Consider the following 17920-nt stretch of genomic DNA (forward strand, 5'->3'; position numbering starts at 1 on the left):
AAACCACTCAAAGAGTGGTTATTCAAGTTTTTCAACTTCCTGAGACTTTAAATTTAGATCTGTTTTCAAACACCACCCAACTTCTAAGTTTTTCCTTATTTCATAAATTGTACTTTCCCCTTTTTCAATTTCGCAGTAGCTTTCAACTACGTAGGTGTAGCGTTTATAATTTAATGAAATCAATATTTCATTCAAGTCATAATCAGAAATGCAGCCTGCAGGGAAAGTGCGAAAAAGAAAATTAAGAATCTGATCAGTGTTTAATTTAATATTTGCACTTTCCGGATTACTTGGGTGAAAATTTTCAATCAAAAAATCTGTCACCGTTTCAATATAGTCTAACATAAATTCAATTTATAATCAATTAAAAAAAGCGTTCTAAATAGAACGCTTTTAAAACTACCAAAAAACAAAAGCAACATTAAGCTTCAGGAACCAATTGAATAGCCCCTAAATAAATTGGTGCAGGACCAAAGTTTTTATCTGTAAAAGTGATTACTGCAGAATTATTACCTTCAGCAGCACCTTCAATATTATGTTCTGCACTTGCCAAAGCAGGAAGCCTGGACTGTCCCAATTGTCTAACGTTTCCAGTTCCGAATTCTTCGAAAAGAATAATCATTTTCTGATTCTTAATCCATCGACAATAACCTAATAAATCAGCGGCCGAACCGGCCACTGTAATTCCAAGTTCATTTTGATACAGTTTTCGGCCGGTCTCTCCAATCGGTGTCGATTTAATCGTACCAGTCTCGGTAACAATATCAATTTTATGGAAACATTTTCCCGTTTTAAATACATGTGCAGTGGCAATTGTAGCTAATTCCGAAAAAGTTGCCGCAACATTTGCTGGCGTTGGATCACAAAGTTTTTTAGGTTCGTTGATCGTCTCAAAATCGCTTTGCAGTGCATAATAAACAGTTCCCGCCAATCCTGAAACAGGTTCACAGCTTACGCCTCCGATATCTTCTAATGCTAACATCTTATACTTTTTTTAGAATGAATGACTTAATAGAAACCAGATGCTCTAAAACGTCAGCATGAGAACTCAAAGCTTCTTCTTTAGTGTACGTTTTCCCCTGGAATGTAAATGAACTCACAGCGAATTCAAATTCAGCACCATTATCAGCAATAAATCTATCTACAGAAACAATTGCAGATGCTTTATCAGCTTTTTCTTTTTCAGCGGCTGCTTTTTCAGCTTCAGCTTTATCTGCAGCTGCTTTATCTGCAGCTGCTTTATCTGCAGCTGCTTTATCTGCAGCTGCTTTGTCGGCGGCTGCTTTATCTGCAGATGCTTTATCAGCTTTTTCTTTTTCAGCGGCTGCTTTTTCAGCTTCAGCTTTATCTGCAGCTGCTTTATCTGCAGCTGCTTTATCTGCAGCTGCTTTGTCGGCGGCTGCTTTATCTGCAGATGCTTTATCAGCTTTTTCTTTTTCAGCGGCTGCTTTTTCAGCTTCAGCTTTATCTGCAGCTGCTTTATCTGCAGCTGCTTTGTCGGCGGCTGCTTTATCTGCAGCTGCTTTGTCAGCTTCTGCTTTTTCAGCGGCTGCTTTTTCAGCGGCTGCTTTGTCCGCTTCAGCTTTATCTGCAGATGCTTTGTCAGCAGTCGATTTATCGGCTACTCCTTTATTACCACCTGCAGCAGTATCGACTACAGGTGTGTTTTTATTTTTATTTGCCATATCCTAAAAATTAAGCTGGTTTATAAGCGTAAACCAATTGATTATAATCAAATCCGATACCTTCGTACCAGTCAAGCATCAAAGCAACTTCACGTTTTGCTTCTTCTACTTTAGGATCTTTCATTCCATTTTCTTTACGTAAATGAACAAAATTTTCAACTGGAGTAGCCCAGATATAACCAGATCCGGCCATCGATGGTAATGCTACCAATTCAATGTTTGGTGAGAAATCTACGGTATTTTGACCCGGTACGTAATTCACATCATTACCATGAGTGTTACGTTTATCTCTGAAATAGTTTTTCAAAAATTTAGGTTCCATGTACACTCTCATTTTTACACTTTCCAAAACCGGATTATGTGCAAAAATATCATCCGTAAATTCTTCTACTGAATCAAACATCGTGGTAGGTGTAGGCAATGCAGTCAATGCAATAGCATTCATGGTAGCACCGGTTAGTCCGGCATCAATCAGTTTTTTCAAACCGTCCAATGTTCCGGCAGTTGTTCCCGCGGTACCAGGAGTAGGAGCAACATACGAACCGCCCCAATACGCTTTTGTTTCCATATCGTGCGGTATTTGAGGCACAACATGTTTTTCTAAAAGATAGCGTACGATTGGCCATTCTGCCCTTGCAGCTTTATCAATTGACGCAAGAAAACCAAGCCATTTACCTTTTACATCATCCGGATACAATGAAATATCAATTTTTGCATTACGCAAAACAATTTCATTCGGTGTAAAAGTCAAATCTCCTTTGGCTGTAAAAGCTTTTTGAAAACCTTGAACGATTTCACCTAATGCTGTATTAGATGAACGATACACATCATTTTCAGTTATGATCGGTACCGCATAAGATGGCGTAACTGAAGGCTGGCGGATTTGCTCCTTCAGGCTTTCCATATTCTGTCCCTCATTGATATAGCGATTACCAAAGGCCGTTACTATATCTGTAGCAATTATTGACATATATTAAAATTTGTTAGTTAATTATTCATCGCACCAGAGATGTCAAAACCATCGACCACATTAGAAGCAGCAGAAGAATTTTTTACATCAACTTTAACAGCAGTTGGTTTAGAACCGTCTTTCAATCCCATCTCCGCAACTTTAGCACTTAGTGCTGTAGTTTTTTCGGATAAAGTTCCAGTCACATCTAAACCCGCAGATGTTAACATAGTATCAATTGATGCTTCCACAGTTGCAACAGTTTCTTGTGAAGCTATTAATTGATCATTTAGATCGGTGTTTGCCGTAGCTGCATCTAATTCCGTTTGTAGTGCTGTATTGGATGCTTCCAATTCAACAAAACTATTTTCTAAAGCATCTAACTGTTGAGCGTTTAAATAGCTTCCATTTTCAGCCGTTGAAGCTAATGGAGCATCTAAACCCAAAACAGCCTGTACTTTTACAAGTTGTTTAGACATATCTGTATTTAAATTTTGATTACTTGATTGTTTGGCTAATTCGAAAACTTTATCTATTGCCGTTTGTAGTGTTCCAATTTCATCAACTAATCCCATAGTGACAGAATCAGTTGCTGAATAAGTTTTACCTGTAAAAACTTCTTCATTTATTGTGGAACGAACTTTCTTGATGTCATTTATGAAATCTTCAGTTATAGGATCTAACTGATTTTTAATATATGGTTCCGGATTACCTTTTATAAGTTCCTCGTAATCCTTGTTTTTATCGGTTGATTTTGTGGCATATTGAGTAATAACTTTAGCACCTTCTTTTTCATACCACCCGGTGAAGTCAATGAAATAAATCATTGTTCCAATACTGCCAATATGATCCGCTCGTTTATTTGCTATAACGTGGTCGGCGGCAGAACCAATGTAGTAAGCGGCAGAACACATTAAGCCATCCGTATAAGCAACAACTGGTTTACTATATTCGCGAATAAAGTCGTAAAATTCAGGAGTTCCGGAAACTTGACCACCACCACTGTCGATATCCAAAACAACACCTTTACAAAAAGGATCGTTTTGATAACGACTAAGAATATTCATTTTAGATTTTGTGCCTTGTGGACCACATTCCTGAGAATACTTGTAAATTGGATTTTTTAAATCCATTACTAAGACATAATCATTATTGTTATCGGTATTCCCAAAAGACGAAGCCGCTACCGGTTGTTTACCAAATTGAATAACAAAAGCTTCTGGCTTTTTATCATCTTTTTCAATTTTAAGTGAGTTCCCTTTTAAAATTGAATTTAGAGAAGGCAAAAGAGAATGTCCGTATGATTCATGTATGAACCAACGGCCATTAAGTAAAGAATGTAAATTGTTTATACTCATTTGTAAAATGCTTTTTGCACTTTACAAATTTTCATCTATTCAAAATCTTAAAATAGGACAGTGATTTTATGGAGTGTAATATACTGGGCGTTTGCGGGTTTCGCCTTTAATTCTTACTTCAGTAAACGAATCACCGTCTACCTTTGTACCATCGTTTACGATGTAATTCATATAAAGTGGTTCCAGATTGGTACCATATAATTTCTGAAAGTCATTATTAAGTTTTCCTTTTCCCACGCATGGCTTATTAGCATATTGTTCGAGTAATTGTTCCAGTGCTTCACTTCGTGTGATTAACCTGAACGAAATTGCAATTTGCTGTATCTCACCGTCTGAAGATTGTTTCGGGTTTACATCTACATTTATGGTATCTGGATCTATTATCGCTTCAACATCATTTGCAAATGGTGAAAAAACAATATTCTTTGAATTTCCGTCTGTTATCACAAGCGGCCAGTTCGATGTTTCCTCCAAAAGAAACAATTCAAATTCGGCAAATCCAGCTAATTTTTCATCATTCGTAAAATTCATAATTTTAGCATATTTATTATTATAAAACTGTCGCATTTTGCCACCATATCAGGTGCGGTTTCAGGCGGTTTTTGTACTACTAATGTACTACGAGGTTTAATTTTTTTTCTTTTATTTTTTCGTCTGAGTGCCTTTGATAGTTGCGATACATACTTTCAAGCTTCATTTCATTTTCATTTATTCCATTCAAATAAAGAAACAATTTAACACTTTGCCATGCATTAGATTTTCCTTTCGCCAGTTCAACATCGACAAAAGAATAAAAATCTTCAAAAAACAGCCTTTCCAAGCATACGCCTAAAAATTTAAGTTTGTTCCTGTTGATGGAAAATCCTTTCGTATTAAAGTAAAGTTCCGGAATATCAATTTTGTATTTATCAAAACCGTTAAAATCAATATCCGAAGTGTCAGCTTCATCGCTGATTAATTCTAATAACAACAATCCCAAAAAAGTTTTTTTTGAGATAGTATGAATTTCACCATATTTTTTGATCAGATATTTTTTAACATGCTTTTTTACAGGAATAGAAATTTGTATCATTTTGAATGTTTTTGGTTTTACGAATTTACGACAATTACCAAAAAAGGGATTAGGACACCGCAAAATAAAAGCGCGAAAAAAAACATGATAATTTATTTCAAACTATGATTTTTCGATAAACTAAGTTCCACAATTCCACATTCCAGATTATCAGGTACTTATATAATTTTTTATAGTAGGAACTTGTGGAACTCTTATATATTTTGTGGAACTTTATTTTTAAGTTCCACAAGTTCCGCAAAAATTCCACAAGGTTCCACATAGTAAATTAAGAATAATTAAAATATAATATATTGAATATCAAATAGATAATATCTATTGAAATACTTAATCTTTTTTTTGTGGAACTGTGGAACTTTTTTACTCTCTTATTTTTAGAAAACAAAAATTTGAAAAATTTTTTTAAATGGGGGGTCTGGGGGGGGTGCAAAATTCAAAACTTTGGTTGTTTTTTATTGATCCAGGATATATAAAAAGGAACGCTTCGCTATTTATTATTAATCCGCTAACGCGGATTAGACAAAACTTGTTACAATTTAGAACGGGCATTTCAGACAGGCGTATTTACTTCTCTGCTAACTTTGTATCCCTAAAATCGAAAATCATGACTAAATCAGAAGAATCGGATGTTAATCGCCATTTGCTTAATGCTTGTGGACTTAGAAAAACTACAAATTGGTATCAGGCATTGGAGCATCTTTTACGCGTTGATGAATTATCGTCAATTTGGCTTGGTAAAGAATCTACAATACAGCTTGCGGAGATTTTAAATAAAGTAGGATTACCGTGCGATATGAATAAGGACCAGACTATTATAAAGCTTAAAAGTGGTGCCCGGGCGAACTATTTTGAAAAAGTAATGGAACGAAAGTTCGAGCAGGAAGTAAGCTGCTTTGAACGGCTTAAAATAAAAAAAGATTAACTTTATATCAGATAAATAAAAAAGCCACTTGTTTAAAGTGACTTTCCAATTTTAATTATAAATAAAACTTCACATACTAAAATGTAAATATTTTTGAATTGATAAAAGTGATTTTGTTTTTTGGCCACCGCTTGTCTTTTTGAATCATTCCCTGTTTATCATAACCATATTCTGAATCTTCTGGGAAATATTGAAAACTTTCAAAAATAATTGGTGCATTAAAGGTCGATTTAATTTGTCGGATTAAATCATCAATAACTTCTTCACTTTGAGTATAAGGTTCTAATATTTTTTTTAAATTTTCAACGTACGGAGGATAGCAAGTTTGAATATTATATTTGTCTGTAGTAACCATATTTCTAAGTTTTAAGTTTCAAATTTATAAAAGATTTATCTTTTAATTACAATGTAATTTGTTTAATTATTTTTTCTAATCGCTTGTAGGTGTCAGTTCCTTTATCGTATTTCTCAAAAATATTGACTAATTCTCGATACATTTTTGGTGCAAATGCAATTAGTTTAGCTCTTGCCAAAGTGTCTGCGTAATTCATTTCACCTATTGGACCAAATTCACAAACAGCTTCGAAGGCCTGTTCGTCCCCATCCCAAACAATAATTTTACGATCATCATCCCACGTATCGACAACCTGCCACTTTTCTTTTTCAATCCAGGTATATAAATATTCTAGCCCTTGTAGTGCTTTAGGCCGAACCATAGTTTTTACGACATCATTTTCCTTGTAGTGCTTTCCGTCCAAGCATCCAATGTCAAAGTTATCCGGGAGAAACTCAAAAGGTATCCAGCCGCCGTCTTCCCAACTTGATGGTTCGAAACCTACTTCGATCCATTCCATTTGTATTTTCGTTGCTTTATTCATGAGATTCAAAAGTTTTTTCAAAATATTCGTTGCCACCTCGTTCGAGTTCTGTACCTTCTATAACATCTTTTCGACCGGCATGAAAAGCTTTTACAATATTCCATTTTTCTTCTTCTAAAAAAAGTTTGGCAGAATCAATGGCTTCCCCAATTGCATAGGCGTTACCCATATATAAAAAATAGTCAGGATCCTGGTCATTATTAATTTGTAACTGTCTTTCGTGATATTCATCGAATTTTATTTGCAAATCGTCAATCAAAGCTTGAATAGTTGTCTTCATAATTTTGTCCTTTAAGTTAAAAAAGAGGTCTTTCCCTCAGTCAGTCTTATTGCAATTTAATCGAGTCATGAAAAAACATACCATTAATCACCCGATTGTGACACATTACAAATAGCTACCTTGCCGACAAGCAAAGATTTTCTTTCGATTAATGGCGTTATATTATCACTTGAATTTTTTTATTAAACTCAACATTTGTATTTCATTTTTTTGAATTGCGACAAACTGACCAACTACATCGCAAATTGTGGATGCCTGAGGTAAGTATCCGGGGTCTGCCTTTACTTTTTCCAAAGTTTCCAAAAGTGTTGTTTTGATCTTCTCATTGTCTTTTGTTGGTTCAAATGCTACAAGTTGCTGTTGAGGAATCATTACCTGAGTTTCGGTCTTTTCCTTTTCTAACGGTTGAAAAAGTGAATCAAGAAAATCTTCGACTTCCGATATTAACATGTTTTTTGGTTGTGGAAAAAACACAACAACATTTGTTGAATTGACAACTTTGTATTTATCAATTGTGACGTTTTTTCCTTTATAATTGAATTTTTTTCCAACTATATTATCGAGTCTTGATATTAGTTTTGGTTCCATTTTTAATGTTTTTATTAATTTGTCTTCTTATTGATCCTTTGATATAGATAATTTCTTTTAAGTCTTCAGGTAAACGATGGATTGTGTTTCTCTTTAAAAGTTCCTCATGACTTATACATTCAAGGTTGTTAATTTCAAAATTCTGTGTATTACCATCTATAAAAACAATGTTATGTTTAGGTGGTAACTTAGTTTTGTAATAAGTCTCCCAGACGTATATATTTTTGTGCACAAGCTTATTTATTCCTGGTACTTTTATCAAAGTGTACGATCGTCCGGATCGTTTATCTACGCGTACGACTTCGGTGCCATCCGGCAAAGCATTACCCGGAATATTTCCTTTTTTAAATCGATGAATTTTTGAATTTTCAATTGCTTCCGGTGACATGAACTCTGATATCTTCTTCCCTTTATTAAATGGTATTTGCCCAGGCTTAAACACGGAATCATTTTTACGCTGCTGAATTATTTCTTCCGGTATAATTAGATTTAAACTTTTCAATCTCCCAGATACTCCGCAGTAAGATCTTTTAATATGATGCCCAATTGTCTTAATCGGCATTGTTAAATAATTATCTTTTATAAATTGATCTTCTTCTTCAGTAAAAGTTGTTCTATCTGTCAATCCTTTGGTTCTAAAACCTTCGATAACAGCTTTGGGAACTATCAAGTTATTTTTTCGGTAAAATGTTTTACAAACTTCTTTGCTAAAACCAAAATGCTTTGCAATTGATCCTTGGCTCATTTGTAGATAATTTTCTAAAATGAATTTCGCTACTTCGGGTGTCACTTTTGTATTCATAATTCAATTTTTTAGTAAAAGTTCACTTTGCTTTCCGTTATTTGAATTTGTTTTAGACAAAGGATAGTTTATCCAAATGCACTCGGTAACCTGCTTTGATCGAATGTTGTTCCGTTTAGTTGGAAATTTAATTTTTATCCATCCTTTGTCTTCGAAGAGTTCTTTCATTAGTGGATGGTCGTATCCGGATATCATTGCGTAACCTTTTATCTTATAAAGTATGGCTGCCATTTCACGGTATTTTTCCTCCGAAAATTCAAACATGTAATCATTGGACGAACCACGGGTTTCTAATAAATAAGGAGGATCCAAATAGAAAAATGTTTTAGCGGAATCCAACTTTAAAATAGCAATCAGTGCATCGGTTTTTATAATTTGAAAATTTACCCGGATTACTCTGGCCACCTCTAAAAGTTTTGGTAAAGCATTATTCCATTTTGAAACCGTTTCGCCTACTTGAGCATTTAATTTTGTTTTTGCCATGTGCCAGGACTTATTTTCCCTTTGGGCTCCAAGCCCATAAAAGGACTGTCGAGCCCGCACATAAAATTTCCTTGCACGTTCAGTTTTATCTCCAGATATCGGCCAGCTCTGATTGTAATTTTCTTCGGAACATGGAGATAGTTCCAATTTCATTATTAAATTTTCGGTGTCATCTCTCAGAACCTCAAAGAAATTAGTAACATCTCCATTGATCTCATTAACCGTTTTAATGCATTTTCCTTGGTAATTAAGGGAAACGGCCATCGAGCCGCCAAATAACTCCGCTAAATGCACAAAATCGTTAGGAAAATAGGCATACAAATAATCTAACCAGGTGAACTTCCCACCGAAATAATTAAAAGCGATCAATTTGTTTTTGTTTCCGGACATATAATTTGAATTAAAATGGTAGTCCGTTATTAATCGCCTTTTTTGTAAAATCATTTTGAACAGGCTTTTCTCCAGTATATAGTGTTACATCTGGCTGAAATGTGTCTGCTTTTCCATTGTCAAAAATTACTTGCCCTGAAGGAAAAATTTTGGTTATAACATGTGGTTGATCTAAATCGAAATTTGGTCCGTAGGATCCACTGCCAAGACGTGTAATCATAACTACATCATTTACATTTGCTCCCAGTCTTATTACCTGTTTTGCTAATTTTTGAGAATCATAATCATCAAGATCAATCTGATCAGATAATAAATTGAATTCAACTCCTTCAGGTGTTTCAGCTATGTATAAATCAGGACCACTACCAGTGCGATGTATGTCGTAATAGGCACAAAAGCCCTGTAATCTTTGATTGTAAAATTCATGTTCTTGATCTGTAATTAAAACTGTATAACTTGTTTTCATACTATAAAGTCTAAAGGTTTTTCAATTCGCTCATATTCAATTACCCAGACCCACGGATTAAAAGCCCATGAATCTTCACCGTTTATTGATTGCCATAAAGTCATAAAAGAATAGAGCTCATTGGAGTCATAAACCTTCGTCAAATAATTGTAAAAGACAGTTCTGGTCGGGTTTGGTCTAACAATAAAATCAACTCCTTCAGCCCTTGCATCTGAATGGAAAATATCCCGCAGTTGTTCAACTTTTACAGATTTCACTTTCAAGAAAAGCCGAGATGCCTTTTTAGGCATATGTATCGACGGTTTCCATATTCCTAATTCGTCACCCATAGCAGTAGATGCAAAATATTGGAATTCACCTTCTGGCCATTCTGTGAATCTTTCACGAACCCACAAAATATTGCCAGTTTTATATTTTCCGCGAATTTCAAGACGTGAATTAGTCGTGATATTTCTAAAGACGTAATAAATATTTGGATCAATTCCTTTTTTAATATCCCCTTTTATTGAAAATCCACAGTACTGCCAAGATTCAGGAGACACATTTATTTTTTCAAGTCCATTAGTTCTTCTTGTTTGCGTTTTTCTACCATCAATATTAGCCAGAACCATTGGCGTAGAAAATAAAATTGGTTTATAAACATTTTCCATAAAAAACAATGATTAAGGTTAATATTAAAAGGCCGCAGCTTAAAAAGCCGATTATAAACCAAAAGATGCGAGAGACAGCTAAATCACTTCTGTAATCATTTAGTTCCGTCTGATGTAAGCAGGCTTCTTTTGGAAGCCCGCAAACTGTGCAGTGTCTATTTCTCATTTGTAAAAATTTCAGTGTCATAATCATTGTCATGGTTAATTATATTTACAAATAGCCCAGGAGAATATTCTTCTTCAGTAACTTTTTTTGATTGCGAAGTGTACTGAGTTAATAAGTTACCGGCTTCCATATTATCATGCTTTTGCTTAACGTAACCAAAGCCTTCTAAACCTTCCTTGATACCGCCGCTAGTCATGGCTTTGGCTAAGTGCTTTACGAAATCTTCTTGCCTGGTATCTTCCTCAGTTTCATAAAAGCTTTCAGACCATTGTTCAATTACATCATCCGTGTAAATTGCATCGTCGATTTCAATTTGATATTCATCTACGCGAGTAACTTCTACTGTATATTTTTTTATGGCCATGATTTTAGTTATTTGAAGGTGATTTAACTGGAAATGTATTTGTGAGTCCTGGATCACTCACCAGTAAAAAAGTTTTTACCGGATAAATATTTTCACGATGTGTATTTCTCAAATCATAGCCAGACGTTTTATACCCGTTACAATCTTGATGAAATATTTGGTGTGTTACACCGTATGTACTATGAGCCTTTTCGGTGTTTTTAAGCCATGAATTCCAGTCGTGGAATTCACCTAAAAAGATAGCTTTAATTGTAATTTCAATGATTTCGTTTTGATTTTCCATTAGTTCAAAATTTTATAGGTTAAAAAATTATTATTCAGATTCCGAATCAGCTATTTTGGTTTTCGTTAAACTATCTTTTTCGTAGTCTCCAGGCTGTATCCTGTAGTTTTTTTGATGCCTCTCTTTTTTAAAGTGAATGGAAGATCTTTTCTTATGGTCGAGCAAAACAATAATTGGTTTTAATTCATTCTGCAGCTGAATTATTTTGCCGGAAGATTCCAGTTCTTTAGAAGTGTTCAAAACTTCAGTTCCGTTTTCGATAATTGTGAACCTTGGGCTTTTTACTGATTCAGGTTTTTCAATGTGATTTTTCATTTTAATTTCTATTTTAGGATTATTTAATATTTCGTTCTGATAGTCTTTTTGAGACATTTTTAATTGTAATTGCTTATATCTTTCAGCGTTTTCGCTTACAGAGACACGGTCGGGCCAATGTACTTCTGATATCATTTTTTTTGGTTCCATATTTCTTAACTTTTATTATGGGTTTTCGTTTTTCGACAAATTCTACTTCATCAAATATTCCTGCTAACACCCAAATTTGTTTTGTGGCATATAGTTCCCGAAATGATTCCATATTGGTATTTTCATGAAAAAAAAAGGGCTGATTGCAAAAAGATCCATCAAATGACTGTTCAAAATACATGCAGCCGAATTTCTTTTGTCCAAGTTCATCGGCAAAATCTTCCCGCCGGGCAACTCTTAAGTTTAAAATGACAGCTTTTGTTTTCATTACTTCAATTTATTTAGCTTGTAACCAGTCAGGATCATCGTCTGAACTTCCATTATTTACCAACACGTCACCATTAGTCTTTTTGGGTGCGGTTCTTAATAAATTTAAAATTCCGCCTTCGTGCATCATAGTGTAATTGAAGACATAAGCCGAGGTAGACGTATCGTCAAAATGGTATCTTCCGACAGATCCGATAAAGTATTTTTTTGATTTAAAATAATTCCGCAAAGTGTTTTCGCCGATTACATCAGCACCTTCACGCGTAGAAACTTCCTTATGATATAATTGGTGAACGGCATTTAATCGTAACAATAAAACCTGGTTTCTCTTTTCATTTTTCCACTCGTAGTCCGGTTCCCCCTTTTTTGTCTGAAGCTTCAAAGTCATAGGGGTATCTATAATAAAATGTGTTCTTTCCTTAATCAAAGGAAACGGTGATCTGTCTCTTAAATACTCCATTGTCCTCCAGAATTCCGCTAATCCTTCACTTTCTACTATTAGATCAGAACTGTCAATAATTGCTTCTTTAAACTGATCCTGTATTTCTTTGTAAGTAAATGGAAATTGAAACTTGTCAATTAATATTTTTATTGGAGTAAGCAGTACCGTATAATTCTGAAGCATACGCTCCTGATAATCATTATCCTTCAATTGCCTTTTAAGATCCTTAATTATTTCACCATACACCCGCCTGTAGTTATCCTCTATTTCCGGACGATATTTTATGATTTCCAAAATAAAACTTGTCAAACCTTCTTCTTCCCACGACTGGATTAAATTAAAATCGGCAACTTCTTCATTGGTAAAATTTTCCTGTGGTTTGATTACATTCTCAATTACGCTTCGTGATGTAATTGAATTATCGTCCCAACTTGACAAATACTGTGAAAGGATCACCAAAAAGCAATTCACCTTCGTCATTTTCGTTTTGTTGTCACCGGTGTTTTGTCCAATCTCACGGCCTCTATTATCGTAGGATCCTTTGATTGATTGTTTCATTTTTAAATCAATTAAATCATTGAATTCTTCCAGAATAGTCATGGTATTAGTTGTTCTACTTATTCTTCGGGAAAATCCTGAAATAGTACCGGCATTCAAATCAAAAGCAGGTTGTTTGTAAGCGAAAACTGCTCCGATACTTTCGGCAAATTTTGACTTTCCAGATCCTTTTTCACCGGTTAAAAATAGAATTGGTGATATCTGATACGTTTTTACAAAAAGATCTCTAAACAATGAAAAGAATATACAGGCGATACCAGTGTTTGCCTTTTTTCCGTAAACTTTTTTCAGTTGGTTCATCCAGGTATGAAATGCAATCGGTGCCGGCTTAAAAACTAAATACCTGTCATTTTCATAAGGATCATCACCCTCACGCGAATTTTTGTACATCACTGAAGCGGATGGTGAATAAAAGTGCTTTACGTCTTCTATATAGTCGCTTTGAATCTGTACCTCCGCTTCAAGTTGAATAATCCCATAATCATTAGGCGTTTTGGTAATTCCATTGTGGGAAACTAAATTTGAGTAGGCGAAAAAACCTTCGTGTTGCCAGCCTAACGTTCGTAATTCAAACGCCATTATAAAACTGCTCAGAATATCATTTCTCAGTAATTTGAACTGATTTGGCGTTACTTCCGATGTGAACGTAAAATTTCCTTCATCTAACAATTTAGATTCGAATTTTGCCATTTGTACAAAATCGGCCGTATCAAAATCAATTAGCCTTTTTATGCCTGTATCAGATATCACTTCGCATAATCTTTTATTATCCTGCTTTCCATAAACGTGGAAAAGCGGTGTAATTCGGTAATTTGAACCTTTGTAAAAATTGGTTTTACCACGGAAGTACACGTTATTTTCATGCGTGACATATCCTTTGACTAAAAATTGCTTGTAATCTGCTCCTTTAGGTAACCCCAAATATTCGGAAGATTCAACCTGCACCTTTTCGCTCTGGGCGGCCTTTGCTTCAGCTGCTTTAAAAAAGTTGTCAATTCTTTCTTTTATTACTTTTTCAGGCTGTTTTAAAATTTTAGCGCAATTTTTTTGATAGACCGCACGTTTGATATCGTCCTTAATTACTGAAAGCATTAAGGCAACTTCGCCAACTGCGTGTGATAACTCATCCGGATCATTTGCAGCCTTGTTTTTTATTTTTATAGCTTTCCAGTTTACGGCGTCTTCCGCATTGCCAAAAAGCATTTTTTCAACATGTTTTGTCTTCCTGGCATAACTGTCAGGATCTTCTTTTTCCGGAAGAATAACAATCGAAACTTTGAAACCTTCGGCAAGAAGTATATTTATATCCTTCAACGCCGCCAGCGTTCCTTTTTGCTCGTTTCCTTTTTCATCTAGTCCATCATTATCGCGAAGTATAATAACATGATCTGCAAAACGATGTAATAATTTTGCCTGTTCGGCAGTTAAAGCTGTGCCACCGGTGGCAACGGCCAGTTCACAACCATTTTGCGAGAGCCCGGTAACATCCGTGTAACCTTCAACTAGAAAAGCCGTCTTCGTTTTAGAGATAAATTCTTTGTTCTCGAATAAACCGTAAAGTACCCTGCTTTTATTGTATATTTCGGTTTCCTTTGTATTGATATATTTAGGTCCGTCAGCATCGTTATCTCTACGCCCTCCAAATCCCAAAACATTACCGCGAACGTCGCGAATTGGAAACAGCAATTTATCCCTGAAAAAATCATAATTATTCCCTTCTTTCGAAATCGATAAGCCGACATTTATTGCCTGTTCTAACTTTGCACTTTCAATAAGTGGATTGGTTATAAATTTGAATTCTTTGGGAGCATATCCAATTCTAAATTTTTCTACTGTCAGCGGTTTAATATCACGCTCAATAAGCATTTTCTTTGACCAATGCTCAATTGGAAGGTTTTGCAGCTGCATTTCATACTTTAAGCATGCGATTGCATTAACATCAAATAATTCTTGCGTGTAACTTCTTTTGCGTTCCGCTTCTTCAGACAATTGTTCTTCCTCTAATACAATCCCGCAGATATCGGCGATAATTTTAACAGCTTCGCCAAATTTTACATTTTTAAATGTCTGAACAAACTTAATCCCGTCACCACCTTTTCCCGAGGAAAAGCATTTAAACATATTGAGAGATGGAGTGACAAAAAAAGAATCTTTACTAAAATTAAAAGGTGATTCGCATGTCCATTTTGAACCAGCACGCTTTAGTTCGCAGTAATGTCCAATGATTGTCACTATATCAGCATTTCTAACTTCGTCTATTGATTTTTCGGTATACATGAATTATTTGATAAAGAGATTATAATATTGTGAAACTGTCATATTTTCGACTTCAATCGAAAAGGCCTGTTTGCACTGTAATTGTCTCTGTACCTCTAACGGGTAGTTTGAGGATAAGCACGTTAATACGTTTTTGTAATTCATCCTGCTTGGTAAGATAAAAGGAGCGTAAAGTTTTTTTATCATCATAGGAGATATGCGTTGCGTTTTCGAGGGCTGCGAGTTGATTGCCATATTCTAATTGGTCTTTTTGTATTTTTTTTATTTCGCCAGATGTTTTGCTGGTCTCTAAAAGAAGGTGCAAAGCGGCTAAAGTTGCTATACCTTTTGCAGGAGATCCGTTCAACCTTAAATATTTTTCAAATGCCATTTCTGCAGACAAATGATACATATTCATTAAAGCTTTAATGAATGTATCGCCTTCTTCAATTTCTTTTTCCCACGTCTTCGGAAATGTATTTTTAATCATTTCTAAAGCTTCTGGTCCTGTATAAGTAAAAGTTGATAAGCCCATATTATTGGATAATTTTTTGGTTAATTGCTTTCGTAATAAGTCCTGATTTTGATTTTACACCTGCCTTTTCAAAAAGATTTTGTTTGTGCGTGTTTAGTGTACTTTTTGCGATTTTAAGTTCGTCGGCGATCCGTTTATCAGGAAGGTCTGAGGCCATTAAATTGACAATTTCAATTTCCCGGACTGTCAAGGCATTACCATCTATATTAATGGATTTTGATTTCCACTTCAGACAGTTGCAATTGTTCGAGCAAATAAAGTTGTCGGCTTTATTTAGCTGGCCTAATTCATTAAAGTCGGCAATGTGATCTGCCGCGCCATAAATGCAAAAGGCAAATTGTTCAGTGGCTTCTTCGTGGTTCAAGTCCTTTAAGTCTTCAAGTGCAACATCATCATTTAAAAGCTGTTTAAATATTTGCGCTTTCTTCAAAGGTTCTAATTCCTTAAAGGTGAAAGTCTGGCCGTTTGAAACGAAGAATGATTTCTTAGTTTCACGATCTCCAAAAATTTCAGTTCTGTTATCACCAAGAAGTAACCCGGCGGGTATTTGGTGAATTTCATTTTTAATTGTAGATTTGCTTTCCATTAGTTCTTAATCTTTATCGGTTAATTACTCATTTAAGACCCGAAGTATCCGCTTCGGGTTTTTTTGTGCTAAAAATTTCCTTCTTCTTTTTGATCGATTCTTTTGATTGTTCTACTTTTTCTGCATACAATTCAATAATCGTTTCCTCGATTTCCGGATTTTCATTTCGCCCGTTAAAAACGTGAGTGATATAGGAGATTCCGTAAGGATTGCCCTTTTGAGTTGTTACACCCTTCTCGTTTAGTTTTTCCTGAACTTCTTTTGAATAGCCTTTTTTAAAGACCTTTTTCATTTTCTTTCTTTCGGCTGTTTTAATCATAGATAAGTGCTATTTGTATTGATATATTTTATTGTAATTTTACTACGAGTTGACTACGTTATTACTATTACAAATATATAAACAATAGTTTAACTACAATGCAAAAATTAAACTATTTTCTATTTATTTTATGAAAGCAATCGAAAGATTAAAGCAATACATTGATTTTAAAGGCCTTAACAATAGTCTGTTTGAGAAAGAAATTGGTATGTCTAATGGCTATATTGGCACGCAACTTAAAAGAAAAGCCGATTTAGGGGAAGGAGTTATCATCAAAATATTAGACAATTGTTTAGATATTGATCTCGAATGGTTAATTACCGGAAAGGGAAATATGATCAAAGGCGATCAATCGAAAAATGAAAACAAAGTAAGAGATGATGAAAAGGATCGCGAGATCGAAAGATTAAAAGATAAAAATCAGGATTTGCAAACCATAAATGAGTTATTAAAAAGATCACTTTCAGAATTAGATAAAAGAAAAGCAGATTTTCAGACTATCGGAAATGAACCCACTATTTTTAAGGATGTGGCTGAATCAAAATCTGAACTAATAAAAAATCAAAAAAATGATGATGTTAAAAAAGGAACCGGATGAAACGGAATTGAACGTTACTGTAGGTGACGAAGACAGCAAATTAATTGAACGGCTAAAAGAGATTTTAGAAAAAAGTGTAGATTTCATTGCGACAGAGGCGTCCTGACCTGTGTCAAATTTGTGTCAAAAACGACTATTAATGAAATAATCATCTTTAAAATAATGTTGATAATCGGGACTTAATGTGTTATTGTAAACGAAAATATTTGAAAAGATAATCCGGTATTCTCCACACCATTTAAAAACCCTTGTAAAAAATTTTTACAAGGGTTTATTTTTTTCGCTTTCAGAAGTTCCAAACTATCTTTCATTTGCCGTATCATCGGATCAAGACGTAAATCTGAGGAGCAGTAAAAATTAAGCATAAATATTAGTTAGTCTAAAAAGGAAGTATTCTATATTCCTAACACCTCTGAATTTTGATCTGAATGCTTTTATTTTAGCATTGAATGATTCTGCAGAGGCATTAGTGCTTCTATTGTCAAAATAGTTTAATATGGTTTGATAATGATTCATAATTGTACGAGAGATTGTGCCGAAAGACTTAAACCCGGATTG

The 17920-nt window shown here is 34.6% G+C and carries 26 protein-coding genes; 2 read left to right on the forward strand and 24 right to left on the reverse strand.

Translation table 11 applies throughout. From position 1 onward, the window contains the following. Positions 1 to 18 precede the first annotated feature (18 nt). From GJU43_RS14955 to GJU43_RS14985, 7 genes are all read right to left on the reverse strand, one after another. Positions 19 to 345 carry a hypothetical protein gene (locus tag GJU43_RS14955; RefSeq protein ID WP_154341561.1) on the reverse strand — a complete coding sequence of 109 codons (327 nt, stop codon included), beginning with the start codon at positions 343 to 345 and terminating at the stop codon, positions 19 to 21. A gap of 76 nt (positions 346 to 421) precedes the next feature. After that, on the reverse strand, positions 422 to 982 hold the full coding sequence (locus tag GJU43_RS14960) for a hypothetical protein (RefSeq protein WP_154341562.1): 561 nt from the start codon (positions 980 to 982) through the stop codon (positions 422 to 424). Position 983: 1 nt separating this feature from the next. Further along, positions 984 to 1685: a hypothetical protein gene (locus tag GJU43_RS22825; protein WP_195760053.1), complete on the reverse strand. Its 702-nt coding sequence runs from the start codon at positions 1683 to 1685 to the stop codon at positions 984 to 986. 10 nt (positions 1686 to 1695) lie between these two features. Further along, positions 1696 to 2655 carry a hypothetical protein gene (locus GJU43_RS14970; protein ID WP_154341563.1) on the reverse strand — a complete coding sequence of 320 codons (960 nt, stop codon included), beginning with the start codon at positions 2653 to 2655 and terminating at the stop codon, positions 1696 to 1698. Between the two features lie 17 nt (positions 2656 to 2672). After that, on the reverse strand, positions 2673 to 3992 hold the full coding sequence (locus GJU43_RS14975; RefSeq protein ID WP_154341564.1) for a S49 family peptidase: 1320 nt from the start codon (positions 3990 to 3992) through the stop codon (positions 2673 to 2675). 66 nt (positions 3993 to 4058) lie between these two features. Next, a complete protein-coding gene (locus GJU43_RS14980; RefSeq protein WP_154341565.1) occupies positions 4059 to 4523 on the reverse strand; it encodes a hypothetical protein in 465 nt (154 codons plus the stop codon). Between the two features lie 79 nt (positions 4524 to 4602). Beyond that, a complete protein-coding gene (locus GJU43_RS14985; protein WP_154341566.1) occupies positions 4603 to 5064 on the reverse strand; it encodes a hypothetical protein in 462 nt (153 codons plus the stop codon). Positions 5065 to 5668: 604 nt separating this feature from the next. Here GJU43_RS14985 and GJU43_RS14990 point away from each other — a divergent pair. Continuing rightward, positions 5669 to 5986, forward strand: a complete 318-nt coding sequence (locus tag GJU43_RS14990) for a hypothetical protein (RefSeq protein WP_154341567.1) — start codon at positions 5669 to 5671, stop codon at positions 5984 to 5986. A gap of 76 nt (positions 5987 to 6062) precedes the next feature. Here GJU43_RS14990 and GJU43_RS14995 read toward each other — a convergent pair whose 3' ends face one another. From GJU43_RS14995 to GJU43_RS15070, 16 genes are all read right to left on the reverse strand, one after another. Then, positions 6063 to 6341, reverse strand: a complete 279-nt coding sequence (locus GJU43_RS14995) for a hypothetical protein (protein ID WP_154341568.1) — start codon at positions 6339 to 6341, stop codon at positions 6063 to 6065. Positions 6342 to 6387: 46 nt separating this feature from the next. After that, a complete protein-coding gene (locus tag GJU43_RS15000) occupies positions 6388 to 6864 on the reverse strand; it encodes a hypothetical protein (protein ID WP_154341569.1) in 477 nt (158 codons plus the stop codon). Next, positions 6857 to 7144 carry a hypothetical protein gene (locus GJU43_RS15005; RefSeq protein WP_154341570.1) on the reverse strand — a complete coding sequence of 96 codons (288 nt, stop codon included), beginning with the start codon at positions 7142 to 7144 and terminating at the stop codon, positions 6857 to 6859. Before GJU43_RS15005 ends, GJU43_RS15000 begins: the two co-directional genes overlap by 8 nt. Positions 7145 to 7309: 165 nt before the next feature. Next, a complete protein-coding gene (locus GJU43_RS15010; RefSeq protein ID WP_154341571.1) occupies positions 7310 to 7732 on the reverse strand; it encodes a hypothetical protein in 423 nt (140 codons plus the stop codon). Then, positions 7701 to 8534 carry an HNH endonuclease gene (locus GJU43_RS15015; RefSeq protein ID WP_154341572.1) on the reverse strand — a complete coding sequence of 278 codons (834 nt, stop codon included), beginning with the start codon at positions 8532 to 8534 and terminating at the stop codon, positions 7701 to 7703. The genes GJU43_RS15010 and GJU43_RS15015 overlap by 32 nt, the downstream gene beginning before the upstream one ends. A gap of 3 nt (positions 8535 to 8537) precedes the next feature. Continuing rightward, positions 8538 to 9407 (reverse strand): DNA adenine methylase, encoded by an 870-nt coding sequence (locus tag GJU43_RS15020; RefSeq protein WP_154341573.1) that lies wholly within the window; start codon positions 9405 to 9407, stop codon positions 8538 to 8540. A 10-nt stretch (positions 9408 to 9417) separates the two neighbouring features. Continuing rightward, positions 9418 to 9873, reverse strand: a complete 456-nt coding sequence (locus GJU43_RS15025) for a hypothetical protein (RefSeq protein ID WP_195760054.1) — start codon at positions 9871 to 9873, stop codon at positions 9418 to 9420. Then, positions 9870 to 10523 carry a hypothetical protein gene (locus GJU43_RS15030; protein WP_154341574.1) on the reverse strand — a complete coding sequence of 218 codons (654 nt, stop codon included), beginning with the start codon at positions 10521 to 10523 and terminating at the stop codon, positions 9870 to 9872. Before GJU43_RS15030 ends, GJU43_RS15025 begins: the two co-directional genes overlap by 4 nt. Before the next feature lie 155 nt (positions 10524 to 10678). Next, positions 10679 to 11053 carry a hypothetical protein gene (locus GJU43_RS15035; protein ID WP_154341575.1) on the reverse strand — a complete coding sequence of 125 codons (375 nt, stop codon included), beginning with the start codon at positions 11051 to 11053 and terminating at the stop codon, positions 10679 to 10681. Positions 11054 to 11057: 4 nt separating this feature from the next. Then, the gene (locus GJU43_RS15040) at positions 11058 to 11336 is read right to left on the reverse strand and encodes a hypothetical protein (protein ID WP_154341576.1); all 279 of its coding nucleotides are present in this window, start codon (positions 11334 to 11336) and stop codon (positions 11058 to 11060) included. Positions 11337 to 11366: 30 nt separating this feature from the next. Beyond that, on the reverse strand, positions 11367 to 11786 hold the full coding sequence (locus GJU43_RS15045) for a hypothetical protein (RefSeq protein WP_195760055.1): 420 nt from the start codon (positions 11784 to 11786) through the stop codon (positions 11367 to 11369). After that, on the reverse strand, positions 11734 to 12069 hold the full coding sequence (locus GJU43_RS15050) for a hypothetical protein (RefSeq protein WP_154341578.1): 336 nt from the start codon (positions 12067 to 12069) through the stop codon (positions 11734 to 11736). Before GJU43_RS15050 ends, GJU43_RS15045 begins: the two co-directional genes overlap by 53 nt. A gap of 9 nt (positions 12070 to 12078) precedes the next feature. After that, on the reverse strand, positions 12079 to 15345 hold the full coding sequence (gene dnaG, locus GJU43_RS15055) for a DNA primase (RefSeq protein WP_154341579.1): 3267 nt from the start codon (positions 15343 to 15345) through the stop codon (positions 12079 to 12081). 52 nt (positions 15346 to 15397) lie between these two features. After that, positions 15398 to 15859: a hypothetical protein gene (locus GJU43_RS15060; protein WP_154341580.1), complete on the reverse strand. Its 462-nt coding sequence runs from the start codon at positions 15857 to 15859 to the stop codon at positions 15398 to 15400. A 1-nt stretch (position 15860) separates the two neighbouring features. Next, positions 15861 to 16445 (reverse strand): response regulator transcription factor, encoded by a 585-nt coding sequence (locus GJU43_RS15065; protein ID WP_154341581.1) that lies wholly within the window; start codon positions 16443 to 16445, stop codon positions 15861 to 15863. A gap of 28 nt (positions 16446 to 16473) precedes the next feature. Further along, complete coding sequence (locus tag GJU43_RS15070) at positions 16474 to 16764, reverse strand: hypothetical protein (RefSeq protein WP_154341582.1); 291 nt, start codon at positions 16762 to 16764, stop codon at positions 16474 to 16476. A 130-nt stretch (positions 16765 to 16894) separates the two neighbouring features. Between GJU43_RS15070 and GJU43_RS22830 the strand changes: the two genes are divergently transcribed. After that, entirely contained in the window at positions 16895 to 17362 is a 468-nt protein-coding gene (locus tag GJU43_RS22830) for a hypothetical protein (RefSeq protein ID WP_195760056.1), read from the forward strand. A gap of 357 nt (positions 17363 to 17719) precedes the next feature. On the opposite strand, the gene GJU43_RS15080 is transcribed toward GJU43_RS22830, so the two are convergent. Beyond that, the coding region (locus GJU43_RS15080) for a transposase (protein WP_195760040.1) at positions 17720 to 17920 on the reverse strand (201 nt) is incomplete at its 5' end.

The sequence above is a fragment of the Flavobacterium sp. LC2016-23 genome (assembly GCF_009674775.1).
In the GTDB taxonomy this organism is placed as follows: Bacteria; Bacteroidota; Bacteroidia; order Flavobacteriales; family Flavobacteriaceae; genus Flavobacterium.